Here is a 16,705-nt window from a genome sequence, read left to right as displayed (position 1 = left end):
CAAATACCTACTATCTTTTTTTACATATAGTATAATCTAATATCCTGACGTTGTGATACTAGCGTACAAAAAAACAGACTTACCTGTAACCCAAACTTGCTATGCAAATGCTTAGATTCGACAAAAGAAAAAATCCTATTGATATTATTCCGATTCATCATCTCGATTACGAAGATCATCATCTTGACAGGAGAAAGACTTATTCTTGGTGAAAGGATTACCCTAATAGAAATAGAATCAATTTATATAAAGAATTATCTAATGTTTTTAAGTAGGCCTAACCGGACTATCTAACAAAACTTTATAGTCCTGAATATCTAACATAACATTTCTGGCTCCACTCAGCCATTGACCGGGGAATCTTCCCCAGATCCTTACCTTTTTCTGTCAGCTGATATTCTATTTTACCGATACTGTGTTCTCAACATTTCTTTCGATTATTTCGTATAGGACAAGATCCCTGAGTTTTGAAGATAGCGTTTTTGAGCTTATTGGTTTAAGGGAATTTAGAAGATCATTTAATCGTAATGATTTACATGACAAATGGAACTGGAAGAGACTGCAGAACTTGTGATTGAAAAACTGAAAAGGAAGTATCATGATATTATTCACTTCCTTGATTTGATATACAGCATATTATCAGAAGAGTTATTCACTTAATGATGTTACTAAAAACAGTAAAATGCCAGCATTATTGCTCTTGAGTTGAGGTAAATTGTTAGAAAAATAGTAGAATCAAATGTGAGTGAGTTGGCAGCGATCCAGAGTTCCCGAAGACTCTCATACTTCAGTACAATAAGGAACGCTGGCGGGCTTATCTTCTGTGTTCGGGATGGGTACAGGAATTACCCCGCCGCTATGGCCGCCAAACTCACTCACGATGAACGATAAAGTTAAAGCCAAGATCCGGATTCGAACCGGAATGGAATCGCTCTGCAGGCGATTGCGTAGCCGCTCCGCCATCTTGGCAATGAGCGATACATGGATGGAACCATTGTATAAATACTTTATCAAAAAACCGTGTATACTCTCACACACATATCAGATTTCGCCTGGACAAAGCAAGACGGACAGGCACGGATTATTAGTAGCCGCGGACTGAACACCTCGTTGCCTTGGTGCGTACATCCCGACCCTATCAAACCGGTCTTTTACCGGGACCCTTAATGTAGTCTCTTTTCAAGTCAGATTTCGAGCTTAGATGCATTCAGCTCTTATTCCTTAGCGCGTAGCTGCTCAGCAGTGCCCTGTCGGACAACTGATACACCAGTGGCGCCGCTACTCTGTTCCTCTCGTACTAAAAGTAGCTTACCCTCAGACTACAGACACCTCTAGTAGATAGTAACCGACCTGTCTCACGACGGTCTAAACCCAGCTCACGATCTCCTTTAATAGGCGAACAACCTCACCCTTGGCCGCTGCTGCACGGCCAGGATGGAAAGAACCGACATCGAAGTAGCAAGCTGCCGGGTCGATATGTGCTCTTGCCGGCAACAACTCAATTATCCCCGGGGTAACTTTTCTGTCATTTTTGGCTCGCACCAAGCGAGCTCAAAAGTTCGCTAGAACCGACTTTCGTCTCGTCATCCACTACTGTGCTGAATAACGTCAGGCTGACTTATGCTCTTGCACTCTTCAGTGGGTTTCCGACCCACTTGAGTCAACCTTTGTGCGCCCTTGATATCTTTTCAAGGGCGTCCCGCCCCAGGCAAACTGCCCACCTATCGGGGTCCTCCTCTCGGAGTGAGGGTCGTAATCCTGGAAGGGTAGTGTCCCAATGGCGACTCCATCGATGCTGGCGCACCGACTTCGACGTCTCCTACCTACACTGTACATCCAAAATCACAACCCAACGACAGGCTGCAGTAAAGCTCCACGGGGTCTTCACTTCCCCCTAGAGGTCTCTAGACTGTGCACTAGAAAGTAAGCTTCACCGGACTCTGGCTAGGGACAGTAGAGCTCTCATTGATCCATTCATGCAAGTCGCCAATTAAGCGACAAGGTACTACGCTACCTTAAGAGGGTCATAGTTACCCCCGCTGTTTACAGGCCCTTCGTCCCGTTGAACCGGGGTTTCAGGTACCTGCACTGAGCAGGATTCAGAGATTGTACTAGCCCTTACGGGTTTGCAATCTCCTATGTTGATATTAGACAGTTAGAGCTCTCTTGTCACTGCGACCTGCTATCTTCATAGCAGGCACTCCTTCTCCCGAAGTTACGGAGCTAATTTGCCGAATTCCCTTAGCCAAATTATTCCGACACGCCTTAGCCTTTTCAGCTAGGGGCACCTGTGTCAGTTCTCGGTACGGACCCATGACTCCCTTTTCACGGGTTCCCGGGTGCAGCCAACTTTCGCCATTACAGATTCGCCCGCTTCTCGCCATTACGGCTCTCCACGGGATTCGCTGCTTAGACGGCGCGACGGCGCCGCTTGGCCTGCCCAAAAACGTTGGTTTCACTGTCATGAGGTACAGGAATATTAACCTGTTTCCCTTTTGGCGTACTCGAATTACGGTACGTCTTAGGACCGACTAACCCTCGGCTGACGATCATTGCCGAGGAAACCTAGCCCCTTCGGCGGATAGGATTCTCACCTATCTATGCTGTTACTATTACCAGGATTTTCGTTTCCGCACGGTCCACAGGACTTCACAGCCCTGCTTCTGCCCGAACGCAACGCCTTCCTACGAGATCACCTTACGGTGCTCCGTGGTATCGGTGGTCGACTTGAGCCCCGTCCATTTTCGGGGCCCCAAACCTCGACTGGTGGGCTGTTACGCACTCTTTAAAGGATAGCTGCTTCTAAGCTAACCTTCCAGCTGTCTAGGGCTTAGGACGCCCTTTAGTATTAACACTTAGTCGACACTTTGGGACCTTAACCACGGGCTGGGTTGTCTCCCTTACGGACTACAAGCTTACCCCAGTAGTCCGGACTCCAACCTTCTACGACGACGGTGAGTTTGGAGTTTGACAAGCGGCTGAGGAATTTCTTCCCCGGGACCACCAATCAGTGCTCTACTTCACCGACTATCTCCAGTTAGGTCATGCTACGACATGTTTCGGAAGGAACCAGCTGATGCCGGGTTAGATTAGCCTTTCACTCCGAGACGCAGGTCACACGAATGATTTGCAGATCAATACCGCTTGCGGTCCTCCACGTAGCTTTCGCCACGCTTCAACCTGCCCACGCCTAGATCACCCGGCTTCGGGTCGTATCCTAATGACTCCACGCACTTGTATACGTCGCTCCTCGTCTTACGACTGCGAGCATGTTGCTTTCGCTTCGGCTTCCTATTTAGAAGTTAGCCATCGCCATTTGAATACACTCCCTGGCCCGTTCTTCAAAACGTAAGATATGACATTGGCAATATTACCCGTACTGCAGCCTCGCGACTGTTTCCTTCGTAATAAAGATCCTTTAACGCCATATCGCTCTATCGCCTCCAGGTTTCAGGCACTTTTAACCTCCCTTCTTGGGGTACTTTTCAGTTTTCGGTCACCCTACTAGTTCGCTATCGGTCTCAAGGAGTATTTAGTTTTGGAAGTTGGTGCCTCCCAAATTCACGCGGGAATTCCGACCCACGCTACTCAGGTTATAATCCAGATCCTTTGGTTGTTGTTTACGTGACTATCACACTCTATGGTCTAACGTTCCAGAAAAGTTAAACTTCAACCAAGTGGGACCTTTAGAAAAAACCTACAACACCACATCTCCCACATGTTACCAGTGGGATTCAGTTTGAACTTTACCGTGTTCATTCGCCATTACTAACGGCATCTCTTCGATTTCTTTTCCTGCCCCTACTAAGATGCTTCAATTCGGGGCGTTCCCGATCATTGATGATCAACACACAAAATGTGTTAGGAAGACCCATTAGGAGATCCCGAGATCATAGGCTCCATGCACCTACCCCGGGCTTATCGCAGCTTGGCACGTCCCTCATCAGCTCTTGAGCCGAGCCATCCACCTGAAGGCATATTTACCAGAGTCCATCTCACTTTGTCCAGTGAGCGTCTGATATATGCATGCATATACACGATTTCATTGCAGCTGTTGTTGCTTCAGCCGCTTCATCCTTCCCCACAGACGTTACTCTGTAGGTGCACTAATAATGGACTTGCAGGGATTCGAACCCTGGGCCTTCGCCTTGCAAAGGCGACGATCTTCCAACTGATCTACAAGCCCATAGAAGATTCACTTATTGAATCTTGCCTTTTTTTCTTGAATCTGACAGTCTTTCGATTTCTGACCGGTAAGTGGTGATAGACGTTGTGCCTATCTTGCTTAGGAGGTGATCCAGCCGCAGATTCCCCTACGGCTACCTTGTTACGACTTAACCCCCCTTGCGAAATTTAGGTTCGAATACGGCACTAGTCCATACCCTCACCCATACCTCACTCGGGTGGTTTGACGGGCGGTGTGTGCAAGGAGCAGGGACGTATTCACCGCGCTATATTGAAACGCGATTACTACGGATTCCAGCTTCATGAGGGCGAGTTACAGCCCTCAATTCGAACTACGGGCGGGTTTATGAGATTACCAACCCTTTTCAGGGTAGGGACCCATTGTCCCGACCATTGTAGCCCGCGTGTAGCCCTGGAGATTCGGGGCATACTGACCTACCGTAGCCCGCACCTTCCTCCGGTTTAGCACCGGCGGTCCCCACAGAGTACCCATCATCCCGAAGGATATGCTGGCAACAGTGGGCACGGGTCTCGCTCGTTGCCTGACTTAACAGGATGCTTCACAGTACGAACTGACGACGGCCATGCACCTCCTCTCAGCGATTCAGGTAAGACCTTCAGCCTGACCTACATATTGCTGTCGCCCCAGGTGAGTTTTCCGGCGTTGAGTCCAATTAAACCGCAGGCTCCACCCGTTGTAGTGCTCCCCCGCCAATTCCTTTAAGTTTCAGCCTTGCGGCCGTACTTCCCAGGTGGCTCGCTTCACGGCTTCCCTGCGGCACCTGAAACGGTCGCACCGTCCCAGACACCTAGCGAGCATCGTTTACGGCTGGGACTACCCGGGTATCTAATCCGGTTCGTGCCCCCAGCTTTCGTCCCTCACCGTCGGACCCGTTCTGGTAAGACGCCTTCGCCACTGGTGGTCCCACAAGGATTACAAGATTTCACTCCTACCCCTGTAGTACCTCTTACCTCTCCCGGTCCCAAGTCTGACAGTATCCCCCAGAAGCCTAACAGTTGAGCTGTCAGATTTCCCGGAAGACTGATCAAACCGGCTACGGACCCTTTAGACCCAATAATAGTGGCCACCACTCGGGCCGCCGGTGTTACCGCGGCGGCTGGCACCGGTCTTGCCCGGCCCTTGCTAACACATGCTATTTATACATATGGACAGCCAACATAATATGCTGGCACTCAGTATCCCCTTATCGCGGTTTCCCGCATTGTAAAGTTTTCGCGCCTGCTGCGCCCCGTAGGGCCTGGATTCATGTCTCAGAATCCATCTCCGGGCTCTTGCTCTCACAACCCGTATCCGTCGTAGGCTAGTAGGTACACTACACCCACTACAACCTGATAGACCGCAGATTCATCCTAAGGCGCCGGAGCTTTGAATCACAGAACATTCCAGTATCTATGATTTATCAGGGATTATCACCAGTTTCCCGGAGTTATACCTGACCTTAGGGCAGATTATCCACGTGTTACTGAGCAGTACGCCATGTTCACGAAGAACATTTGACTCGCATGGCTTAGTCGAATACTGATAGCAGTGACCTCTGGCAGGATCAACCAGAATTGTTGATCACACACAAAGAATTGTTTATTTTTGGAAGTCATTTAGGAATCAGTCGGAAAGAACTCTCTTTGAGAGAAAATTTCCTATTTGCACATAAGTTTGGTTAATTCCTTAATTTGTTTGTAGTTATACACTACCGGTCAGAATTAACCGAACTGCCAAATCCAACGTCAGACTGAAAAAACTTCAGTCTCCACTTGTAAGGCGGTGATTGTAAGTGTTTTCGCGCGATTTGCGCGGACTCCTTCAAAGGTTACCATCGTATATAAGGCTTTCGAACACGGGGTTCGAAGCCAAAGGATGGACCTTTGGAACACATGTAATGTCCACTTATTGAGGAGATATCATCAAATATCTCCAAAAGGAGATACATGAAAGCCCTCCAAAACACCTCAGAGGGATTCTGTACATATCACACATAGTACATAAACCTAACCGATTAAATTAATTTTAATGTTCTGTCGAAATCCTCTAACATATGAGATAATCATAGTCGAAAATTACCAGATAATGTTGATTTGGTAGGTTTTCTGCAGAGCCAATAAAATATACCCTTATCAGGCAGTGCATATAAATCCAGACAGTGCACCGGCCTGACTTATCAAAATGCGTTTCGATTTAGTCTTTTTGAGTTGCACACAAAATAACCAAAAACGAATTAATTATTTAGCAGAATAAAGACTAAAAACGTAATTAGGATAGGACTATAATAAGTTTTTAAGTGGGCCTAACCGGATTCGAACCGGTGACCGCTCGGTTATGAGCCGAGCGCTCTAACCTGGCTAAGCTACAGGCCCAATACGAGAAAAGATTGAAGCGCCGCAAACAGGGCTCGAACCTGTGACATTCTGGTTAACAGCCAGACACTCTACCAACTGAGTTATTGCGGCTCTCAGCATGGCGCTCACGCGCGAATCCTTCTAATGCACATATTGTATTTAAACATTTTGATTGCACGGCTTTTTTGGCCCTATTCTGACCCAGTTTTAACCCTTTTTTACTCAATATTTATCCAAAAATTTTACTTCATCATTATGATGATTATAATATATTGTAGAAAATATATGTTCCAGTAGAGACGAAGGGGTGAAGGACAGTATTCGCTTAATAAACAGTAACACCGTAAAGTTACATATGCATTATTTTCAAATAGAATATTTTAGAGATAATGCCCGAACCTGCCCTAAGCATCAGACACAACACTGATCGGACTGCCGCAACGCGGGCAAGTCCGCCTGTCCGTCAGTCCATAAGACTCTACTCCAAACATTCCTCTTTTTATAAGCAATTCCCCACATTCCGGACAAAAAGTATGTTCGTGCTCATTTCCAGAGACATTGCCTACATAGACATATTTTATACCTTCTTCCCTTGCAATTGAATAAGCCATCTCCAGCGCCTCCAGAGGAGTGGAATGAATGTTCTGCAACTTATAATAAGGATGGAATCGCGTAAAATGAACAGGAGTATCTCCACCCAGATTCTCATAGATCCACTTAGACATTTCACGTATCTCGCTCTCAGAATCATTGAGAGTAGGAATAATCAGATTTACAACTTCCACATGCATTCCAAGCTCCCTTGCAAGTTTTGCAGACTCAAGAACCGGTGCAAGTTTTGCACTTGCGATATCCCTGTAGAAATCCTCAGTAAACGCCTTGATATCCACCCTGAAAGCATCAAGATACGGAGCTATTGTCTCCAAAGCTTCAGGAGTTATGTATCCGTTTGTAACGTAAACAGTACCAAGTCCCTCTTCCTTTGCAAGCTTGGCGCAATCATATGTATACTCAAACCATATTGTCGGCTCATTATAAGTCCATGCAATTGACCTTGCACCGGAAGCAACTGCTCTTCTTACAGCCGTTTCAGGACTTATCTCAATAGCATTTGCCTCATCTATGCTTATCTGTGAAATTGTCCAATTCTGACAATGCTTACACCTGAAATTACATCCGATAGTTCCCAGAGAATAAACCATCGTGCCCGGATAAAAATGATACAGGGGTTTTTTCTCAATAGGATCAAGAGCCTCACTTGAAACGACGTTATAGTTCAGCGTATAAAGAGTACCATCCCGATTCTCCCGCACGGCACAGAAACCACGTTTTCCAGGTGATATTCTGCACCTGTGGGCACATAGTTTACACCGGACTTTACCGTCGTCAAGTTTCTCATAGAGCATAGCTTCCTTTATCATCAGAATTCCCCATTTAAAGATTTGACTTCATTATTGATGAAACTAAGCATTGGTAAAAAAGAATGCAACAATCTTCTTTACAACAGATCGATATTTGCGTTGTTATCAGTTTGTAAACAGAAATACTACAGGCATTAGGACAAAAGGTTAAGCCTTGCATCAAAAAATGTCTTTGTCACATTGATCCTGATATCTTCACCGAAACTTCCTTCCAGGAAAAATACAACTGCTGTGTCATTAGAACTGACAGAGTATTCTGCCGCATCAATTCCTGCAGCATCAGCTAATGTTTCAAAATAACTTTCCCAGGACGCGGGATATGATGTCTGAATTGTCATTGTCATATCAGTAAACATGACACCATCCCAATAAAGAGAATCAGAACCATTTGTTCTGAAATTAACCTCCTCTATTGAATTACTACTGATAGCTTTTATGGGACCAATCAGATCAATTACATTAAATTCCACAGTAATATTACTGGAATTATCAGTCCTTCTGATATCCATCTGGGGACCAAGGCGCATCAATGAGTAACTCTCCTGTGCCAGAATGAGAGCTCCGCCCTCATAAACATATTTCTGGTCAACAAAATAATTATTATCAGACTTATAACTCACAGTTCCAAGACCACGTAGCAGAGAATCACTATTATAATCAATCCCCGGAGTAGTCCCCACAATACTGATTCCAAAATCATCCTCGTTTATTGCAAGCCTGCCACTGGATTTCCCGGGACTGAATATAGGTAATGATCCCCCGCCCATTTTGATAGGAACACTTACAGAAAGACTTGTGGAAGGATCAGTTCGGGTAAACCCTGAAAGAACATCAAGTTCATTTTTCATTCCGGACATATCATAAAAGACATCATCCATGTGTGACTGTTCAGCGGAGGTTTTCCATTCAGGAATATACTGGACATAAACAAGTGTGATCACAGATACCACTATACCAAATAGAAGGACAGCAGAGACAGCAGCAGAGATTGCCTGTTCACTGGCAAGGAACTCTCTTAAATCCGTATGCCGCCTCTGACAGGAAACGCTTTCTTTTTTACTCATGGGTCGTCCTCGCATAATAAGCAGCCATATCTGACTCGTCCAGTGTTACATTGTATATCTCTACCTCATCGAGATAACCATGGAAATAATAGTCATTGCTGCCATAGTTCTGCCTGCCCATCCAAAGATCATGATTATTGGGTACAAGTGAGAAGCCATTCATTGGACCTGATTCAACAAATGTAGCATCTTTATAGAATTTCACATCGCTTCCATCAACAACAACAGCTATCTGATACCAGGTATTTTTCTTAAGGCCCATTCCTGATGTTTCAACATAATGATAACCTGCATTTGTCCATTCAAACCTGAGCTCTCCGCCAGTAACAAAGAGATCAAAATTATCCTGATTATCCATTCCTTTACCAATCAAACAATAGGTCTGCTTTTTATCATCAATATTCAGCCAGAATACCAGACTCAGGTCCTGATCAAAATCAAGTGAGTCACTATCTGTAACAACAAGATAACCTGTACCATTAAAATACATAGCTGTCCCGTTTTTTGCGGTACTGGACCAGGATGCATTGTTGAGAGATGCGTCATTATCATCAATACTGTCATAGGCAGTTGATCCTGAGCCTTCATCGAACTTCCATCTTGATACAGGAAGAACAGATGACACAGGAACTGTAACGGTTACGCCTTGAGAGCTACTGTCTGTATTGCCGTCATCGTCGGTGACAGTAAGTGTTATTGTATAGTTTCCTGCTGAAGAATACTGGTGTGAAGTATTCTGATCTGTAGAAATCCCTCCGTCACCAAAGTTCCATGACCATCCTGCAACAGTTCCATCCGAATCTGAAGACTGATCAGTGAAGGTAACTGTTTGAACTGTGTCAGGGTTTGAAGGTAAATATGTGAAATCAGCTACAGGAGCATATTGTGTTGGCGTTACATTGCTTCCTGAACCTGAATCCATTTCTACTTCCTCTCCAAGAAGAGAAACACTTTCTATGACAGCATTTGCATTGGTCTGAATAAGTATCATACCAACATAATCATCCCCATTGATAGTCGTGTTCCAGAGAACATCAGTATCTATCACAATGGTCTGCCCAAGGTGCCAGCTACTGCTTCCAAGAATCTGTTCAAGCTGGGACGAGGAAATATCCCTGCGTGTGCCATTCAGATTAAGAACTAATTCCACGTTATTAAGGTCAATGTTCTCACCGCCTGAATGTCTCAGATAGATAGTGGATGAACTGACATCTACCCAGCCATCTATATCTGCATGTACAGCATCTTCTGACTCAAGATAAGAGAACACAAACACAGCTATTACTGAAAATGCAAGCACAGCTATAGCTGTCAAAAGAACCTCGCCGATTATTTCGGACACTGCATTTTCATCATGGAAAATCTTCATGATTTTTGATCTTACATTATCAAGCTGTGTTCCCATTGATTTCACCTCAGATAAAGAAGGTAAACAGCAGGTAAGCAATCGACATCATCATGATTGAATGCTTGTAACCTGAATGGATGTTGCCACTTCCCATTTTACCTGCAACAAGACCGGAACAGAATCCCTGTATCATAGCTGCATGGAAAAATAATAGAGTATATTTTTCAAGGTCAAAAGTTGTTGACAGGCTTAAACCTGAAATAGCACTTTCAGTTGACGCTGGCATTGCCGGCAGGAAATAAGCTGCCAGTATGTAAACAATGAACAGGAAAACCATGAAGGCAATGTAGATAATAAATACATATACAAACATCTCTGCATTGCGTTCTTTCTTTAACTGTCTCTGGATATCAGCATCATGAGCTGCAATTGTCAATACACTTTTAATGTCACTGGTAGCCTCGTTGGCCTTGATTATCAAATTGATGATACGCCTTGTCATTTCAGTGCGTATCCTGAATTCAAATTTCTTCAGTGCATCGTCAAGTTTTGTTCCCCACGAAATATCGTTGACAAGACGTGTGACCTCTGAATGTAGAATACCTATCTTAAACTGCATGCTCATGACAATAGCATCAACAAGATGAATTCCAGCCTCATTGATGCTTGCCAAGTTATTGAGAAAATCAGGTATGTGGTTTTCAATCTGATTCACACGATGGGTTCGTAACTCATCAAATATGACGTATGGAACCAATAGAATAATAAGTGCAATGAAAACCCGGTCGTCTAATATGCTTACTGTAAGAACATTATAACTGTTGATATAGATAATATTTGCAACGTTAATAGAATTATTGACTGTATGAAATAAATACACTAGTGAGACAGGAACTGTAATAAATAGAACATAAGAGGGATTACTTGCAAAAAGTGAAAACGGATGAATTATTTTGTCCATGAACTTTGCAATTCTGGCATATTTCTGCATCTTTTTCCTTTTGAGTTCTTCACCAGGTTCACCCTCTATTAATGCCACATGCGAAAAAACGTCCAGTTTCTTTTCCACAACGTAGAAATCATTGATCTTAGGATTATCATTTGTAAGTGAATTTAACAGAAGAAGGAAAATAACTGTTCCAATTGGAATTATCACATAAACTATAAGATTGAGAATACTGGCTGAACTTGAATTAACAAGTCCAAGGACTACAAGAATTGTAATCAGGAACAGCGGGCCTGCTACAAAAGCTGAGATATATACTTCTGCAAGTACACTAAGAGTTTCAAAGAAGATTTTCTGTTCTTTAGTAGCTGTGAGGCGATACTGGTCATTCTTAGCCTTAAGATACGAAGTAACATCACCACCACTGGTAACGATTGAAGTCATTCCATCCAGAAAGTCCTTGAATTTCTTGGAAGGAGTTCTCTGTCCCGCACGATCAAATGCCTGAAGCAGATCAGTTCCATAATATTCCATATCCTTTACAATATAACCAACTTCTTCTGCTGCAGCACCATACACGTAATAATTCTGTGCCAGTGATTTCATGATATCAATAAGATTCATTCCCCCACCGTGGCTCATTGCATACAGATATGCAGTTGTATGGGGAAGAGACTGATTGATGAGAGTACTTCTTACATTTGCCTGAATTTCAGGTATTGACATGAAAATATAGTATGTCAGCGATGAAGTGATTACTGAAAAAAGAACAGCTACTCCTATACTGATCAATAAATGGAAATTTGACCATATCCATGGAATTTCAGTGCCGACGCCTAACATATATGGTCTTACATTTCCAAGAAAATAATGCCCGGCAAGAAGGCCAATTAAACCTGCGAATACTGCCATGGCCAGTGAAAAGAAATACGTCTGGGCAATGTATTGTTCGATCAGCATACCCAAGCCGGCTTTACGTATCAGCAGGCGCTGATCCTCATAACGATCTATGTTTTTCCTTACATATTTTCCAAATATAAAGTGGGCAGCTGAGTCGATGATATCCATTCCAGAATCTCCTACATGTTCTGTTCTATCATTGTCTGCAGGGTGTCTGCTTCTATGGCTTCAATAACATCTTCTGGATTTGCATCGTAAGCCTGCACTACCAGGGATATACTAACATAATCCCTCATGTTCTTTTCAAGGAGATACGTGAGTATACGGACTCTTTTATCCAGTTCATCTGCGAGCCTGGTTCTGTCCCATCCCCTGGCAACCATAACCTTGTTCAGTGTGTACGAATCACCGGTCTTAATGAAAGTGTCACTAATAGGGTCCCAGCGGTAAAGTTCATTTATGCGTATGTAGCCGGTCTTGGCATCTATACCCGTAAATTCCACTAGACTCTGTGTCCTGCGAACTCTTTTGTTATTGACGAATGTCTGCACCTGTATACTCAGGATGTCAAGTGACTGAAGCATTACATGAGGAACATTAAGTGGAGGGCTGTCAAGCCTGTTGACAACGGTCTGCACATCTCCCGCATGCATTGTGGAATACGTAGCATGTCCTGTGGATATTGCCTGGAACAGAGTGAGAGCTTCCTCACCCCTGATCTCTCCCACAAGTATATACTCCGGCCTCTGTCTGAGGGCTGAACGCAGAAGATCATACATTGAGATCTCACCTGCAGTGTTTATGTTCAATGGTTTTCGCGTTACACCTGCTATCCAGTTATCGTGGTGTAGGGTGAGTTCTCTCGTATCTTCAATAGAGACAACCTTTGACAGGGGCGGGATGAAAAGTGAAACTGCATTGAGCAGAGATGTTTTTCCTGATGCGGTACCACCTGCAAATATGGCACAATCTCCATTCTCCATTGCAAGCCAGAAATAAGCCATCATTTCAATGTTGCAGGTATTGTAATTCACAAGATCGATAGGTGTGATAGGATCCCCACGGAATTTCCTGATAGTAAAAGAACTACCTCTTGTTGTGATCTCTTTTCCAAGGGTTGCCTGAAGGCGTGAACCGTCAGGAAGGGTTGCATCCACCATTGGTTCACCGACAGAGATGTGCTTACCGCTTTTCTGGCAGAGCTTTATTACAAGAGAATTAAGTTCCTCTTCACTGAAAGAAATGTTTGTCTTGATATTGCGGTACTTATTATGGTACATGAAAACCGGGATATCTATACCATCACATGAAATGTCCTCTATACCTGGGTCCAGCATCAATGAGTTAATACGGTCATGACCAAGGAAATTACGTTTCAGATAATAGAATATCTTATAGGCTGAAGATATTTCCAGACTTGCATGGTACCTGTTGAAAAGAGTGAGAGCATGTTCGATGAGTACAGTTTCCTTATTTCTCTCAGTGCTGACCCCTCCAAGACTGAGAATGTCCTGAAGGTCATCATATACTCTTTCAAGAAGGTCCTTTTCATATAAGGTGAGCACTGGCTCAACCACATGATAATAATAAATATTTCCTTTTTCCAATATAGCGATGAAGGAGTAAGGTTCGTTTACCCAGTAGCGCTCAATCTCTTGATAGCCATCAGGAACTTTAAATTTCATCAGAGGACCATGTCGCGTGGAATCATAATCCGGAAGCGTGGTGCGTGGATGCCTTACGGAATGAATTCCAGACTTGATATTAGCAATTAAAGCGGATAATCCGGAAAGTCCTTTGTTTTTTTTATGGACTTCTTCGTTTTCAACTGGAATTGTTTCTTCAATAATTAAATCCCGGGACACCATCATCGATTATTATATAATCGATAGTATATAAAAAGTCTTTGATTTTTATTTTTACAAATATATTGAAAAGAATTGTTTTTTCAAATATTCAAGCCATTGCAACAGCTACTTCCATAGGAGATTCCGAATTATTGATGAAATTGAAGTATAACTTCTCAGATGAACCCAGTTCTGCAGCTCTCGCTACGGTTGCTGAACGTTCAAAACTGTAATCTCCATCCAATGTCACAACATATCGATGCGTACCCAGAACTTCACTGATATCCGGAGATGCTATAATCTCACCCGGAGATATGGAATAATTCTCACTGAATATCAATGAGTTTGAAGGATCGAATATCTCAATAGAGATGTTATGCTCCAGACTATCTTCATTGCTTATCTCAAAAGTCAAAGGATCAATTGGATACTGTTCATGCCTTTGTTTCTCTTTCTCATAGTCGGTCATGTAGAGAACATAAATAATTTCATTTCCGACCAGTTCCCCTGTAAGTACTATATGATAGGAATGGGTTCCAAGGTCAACATAACAATGACATGTGTCCTCCCCACAGTAGAATTCAGCTTCATTGGCTGCAACTCCATTGGCATATCCACGGTAGTAACCATCTGCTTTGTCAGATTCAAAGATAATGATATTTACATCCTCATCCAGCAACCTGAGACTTAAATTACCACTGTCAAGCGCTTGCCTTAGCTTGTCAACATTCACTGTTACAGCTTTATATTCGTCCCAGTGCGCTTGAACATCTTCTTCAGCTATAGTATACTCTGCATCGTTGATGATTTCATCTTGAACTAGGAAATCTATGTATAAAAGTCCCAAAATTGCCAGAATGACCAATACAATTGCAATTAAGGAAAGAGGAATCTTTTTTGATGCTATTTTACTCCACTCCACATTAATATAATGTGAAATAGTATCTTTAATTTATTTAAAGATTGTCAAAATAAAATAACTATGTGCGGCTTTAATTAATAGACTGCTTAAAAATAAGAAAAGAAAATGAACTATCCTGCACTTAAGCCGGAAGTTCAAGTTTGCCGAAATTCTCTTCATAACGTGCCTTCATGACATCCCATGTCGGAAGGTCGGTCTGGCATCCGATGCTCTGAACAGCGAAAGAAGCAACTGTAGAACCGATCTTACCACATACTTCCAGCGGGTAGCCACGTGTGTATGCAAGAAGGAATCCGGCTCTGTAAGCGTCACCTGCACCGGTCGGGTCAAGTGCTTTCACGGTAACCACAGGTATTGTTACCTCTGTTCCTTTGTTGTAAATTTTACTGCCGCTTGCATCATAAGTAACAACCACGGTCTCGATCATGCTGAGAATATCATCCATTGATTTTCCGGTCATGTCACAGACACGCTGTATCTCGTGCTTGTTTGTAAAGAGAATGTTGGTGTTTTCAAGGATGCTTTCAAGGTTTTCCCTTGAATAAGTCACAAGGTCCTGTCCCGGATCGAAGGAAACGAACTTTGCTTTTTTAGCAATCCTTGCGTTGTATGTTGAATCTGATGTTGCAAGATGTACGAAATCAACTTCCGGAGGGTCAAGTTCCTTAAGCTTAATGGATGCTCCCCAGTGGAAATATGTACTCTGGTGATGCTCCTGGTCTGTAAAAACGAATGCTCTTGTGCTTTTCTCTTCAGGGAACCTGTAGAGAAGTGACAGGTCAACGCCGTACTTCTCAAATTCAGCCTCGTATCCTGAGGAAGCAAAATCTCCTCCGACTGCAGACATAAGCTGAGCATTTCCACCAAGTATTGCTATTGCAACTGCAATATTGGCAGCTCCGCCTCCATAGTACTGGTTGTAATCGATAATAGGATGGGATTCATTGTGGACTGCAATATTCTCAACATCAAAAAGAAGATCAATAGCTGCATGTCCTACAACAGTGATTGCCCGGTCCATATGAACACCTTATTCAAATTCCTCGACATCAACAACAGCAAGAGGAACATCCCTTAATGCACGACCAATAACTGATTTTGAAATTCTGGCTGCGTGCTCTGCGCTTTCTGCATCGAAAACTTTCATTTCAAGAACAAGACCTACAATTGCGGTGTTGGCAACAATAAAAACGCTGCTTAATGGCTCTTCACAGGAAGAACAGAATGTTGTTCCTATATCCACTTCCACGTAATCCAGTTTAGGATTCAGGCGTTTTCCTGCTTCAGAAATTGCAACTCCTATTGCATCATCTGCGGATTTTACGTCTCTAACCAACCAGGCGGCTTCAAGTGTAACATGATAATTTGACATTAGATCTCTCCGATTTATACTTCATTTCTTCTTCAATTTTAGTTCATATTGTAAACAACACGTCATCATCGACGTCAAACAGGCCAAGTCTTGCTCCTGCATCAAGCCATGCATGTCCGTAACTAAAACAGACCAGGGCATTGACAGGGTCATCAATTTCAATAAAATGAAGACCATCATTATAATATGAACTTGCCATATTGCGATAATCTCCGGCCACTGTATACATATGAGATTGCGGGATAGGGGCAACTTTAGCCTTTTCCAGAGCTTCTCTTAATAGTCGCTCATATCTCTTAACTTTTTCATTCAGGTCAGCTGCCATCTCGATCACCCTGTTCAACT

General features: G+C 43.3%; 9 protein-coding genes, 4 tRNA genes, 3 rRNA genes and 1 pseudogene. All 17 read right to left on the bottom strand.

Features of this window, described 5'->3' with window-relative positions; genetic code table 11:
- Nucleotides 1-301 precede the first annotated feature (301 nt).
- The 17 genes and pseudogenes from RE474_RS11730 to RE474_RS11650 all read right to left on the bottom strand — a co-directional run bounded on the left by RE474_RS11730 (nucleotide 302) and on the right by RE474_RS11650 (nucleotide 16,685).
- A pseudogene (locus tag RE474_RS11730) lies at nucleotides 302-600 on the bottom strand (winged helix-turn-helix transcriptional regulator).
- Between the two features lie 148 nt (nucleotides 601-748).
- Nucleotides 749-870 (bottom strand): 5S ribosomal RNA (gene rrf / locus RE474_RS11725).
- Nucleotides 871-897: 27 nt separating this feature from the next.
- Nucleotides 898-969: transfer RNA gene (locus tag RE474_RS11720), tRNA-Cys, on the bottom strand.
- Nucleotides 970-1,066: 97 nt separating this feature from the next.
- Nucleotides 1,067-3,992 (bottom strand): 23S ribosomal RNA (locus tag RE474_RS11715).
- A 121-nt stretch (nucleotides 3,993-4,113) separates the two neighbouring features.
- Nucleotides 4,114-4,186, bottom strand: a tRNA-Ala gene (locus RE474_RS11710).
- 101 nt (nucleotides 4,187-4,287) lie between these two features.
- Nucleotides 4,288-5,761 (bottom strand): 16S ribosomal RNA (locus RE474_RS11705).
- Together the 16S, 23S and 5S rRNA genes with 2 tRNA genes alongside form the textbook arrangement of a ribosomal RNA operon.
- Before the next feature lie 722 nt (nucleotides 5,762-6,483).
- Nucleotides 6,484-6,558 (bottom strand) — tRNA-Ile (locus RE474_RS11700).
- Between the two features lie 20 nt (nucleotides 6,559-6,578).
- Nucleotides 6,579-6,651: transfer RNA gene (locus RE474_RS11695), tRNA-Asn, on the bottom strand.
- 293 nt (nucleotides 6,652-6,944) lie between these two features.
- Nucleotides 6,945-7,961: an AmmeMemoRadiSam system radical SAM enzyme gene (gene amrS / locus RE474_RS11690; RefSeq protein ID WP_309310544.1), complete on the bottom strand. Its 1,017-nt coding sequence runs from the start codon at nucleotides 7,959-7,961 to the stop codon at nucleotides 6,945-6,947.
- Between the two features lie 134 nt (nucleotides 7,962-8,095).
- A complete protein-coding gene (locus tag RE474_RS11685) occupies nucleotides 8,096-9,025 on the bottom strand; it encodes a DUF7289 family protein (protein ID WP_309310543.1) in 930 nt (309 codons plus the stop codon).
- Entirely contained in the window at nucleotides 9,018-10,430 is a 1,413-nt protein-coding gene (locus tag RE474_RS11680) for a LamG-like jellyroll fold domain-containing protein (RefSeq protein ID WP_309310542.1), read from the bottom strand. The genes RE474_RS11685 and RE474_RS11680 overlap by 8 nt, the downstream gene beginning before the upstream one ends.
- A 10-nt stretch (nucleotides 10,431-10,440) precedes the next feature.
- Nucleotides 10,441-12,387, bottom strand: coding sequence for a type II secretion system F family protein (locus RE474_RS11675; protein WP_309310541.1), 1,947 nt, complete (start codon nucleotides 12,385-12,387; stop codon nucleotides 10,441-10,443).
- Between the two features lie 11 nt (nucleotides 12,388-12,398).
- Nucleotides 12,399-14,090, bottom strand: coding sequence for a type II/IV secretion system ATPase subunit (locus RE474_RS11670; RefSeq protein WP_309310540.1), 1,692 nt, complete (start codon nucleotides 14,088-14,090; stop codon nucleotides 12,399-12,401).
- Nucleotides 14,091-14,175: 85 nt separating this feature from the next.
- Nucleotides 14,176-14,988 carry a hypothetical protein gene (locus RE474_RS11665; RefSeq protein WP_309310539.1) on the bottom strand — a complete coding sequence of 271 codons (813 nt, stop codon included), beginning with the start codon at nucleotides 14,986-14,988 and terminating at the stop codon, nucleotides 14,176-14,178.
- Nucleotides 14,989-15,109: 121 nt separating this feature from the next.
- Nucleotides 15,110-16,009, bottom strand: coding sequence for a carbohydrate kinase family protein (locus RE474_RS11660; protein WP_309310538.1), 900 nt, complete (start codon nucleotides 16,007-16,009; stop codon nucleotides 15,110-15,112).
- Nucleotides 16,010-16,018: 9 nt separating this feature from the next.
- The gene (locus RE474_RS11655) at nucleotides 16,019-16,360 is read right to left on the bottom strand and encodes a DUF555 domain-containing protein (RefSeq protein ID WP_309310537.1); all 342 of its coding nucleotides are present in this window, start codon (nucleotides 16,358-16,360) and stop codon (nucleotides 16,019-16,021) included.
- Nucleotides 16,361-16,403: 43 nt separating this feature from the next.
- Complete coding sequence (locus RE474_RS11650; protein WP_154809160.1) at nucleotides 16,404-16,685, bottom strand: DUF357 domain-containing protein; 282 nt, start codon at nucleotides 16,683-16,685, stop codon at nucleotides 16,404-16,406.
- Nucleotides 16,686-16,705 lie beyond the last annotated feature (20 nt).

This window comes from Methanolobus sediminis, assembly GCF_031312595.1.
In the GTDB taxonomy this organism is placed as follows: Archaea; Halobacteriota; Methanosarcinia; order Methanosarcinales; family Methanosarcinaceae; genus Methanolobus; species Methanolobus sediminis.
Note: the sequence above shows the minus strand (reverse complement) of the source record. Positions and strands in the feature narration are given on the sequence as shown.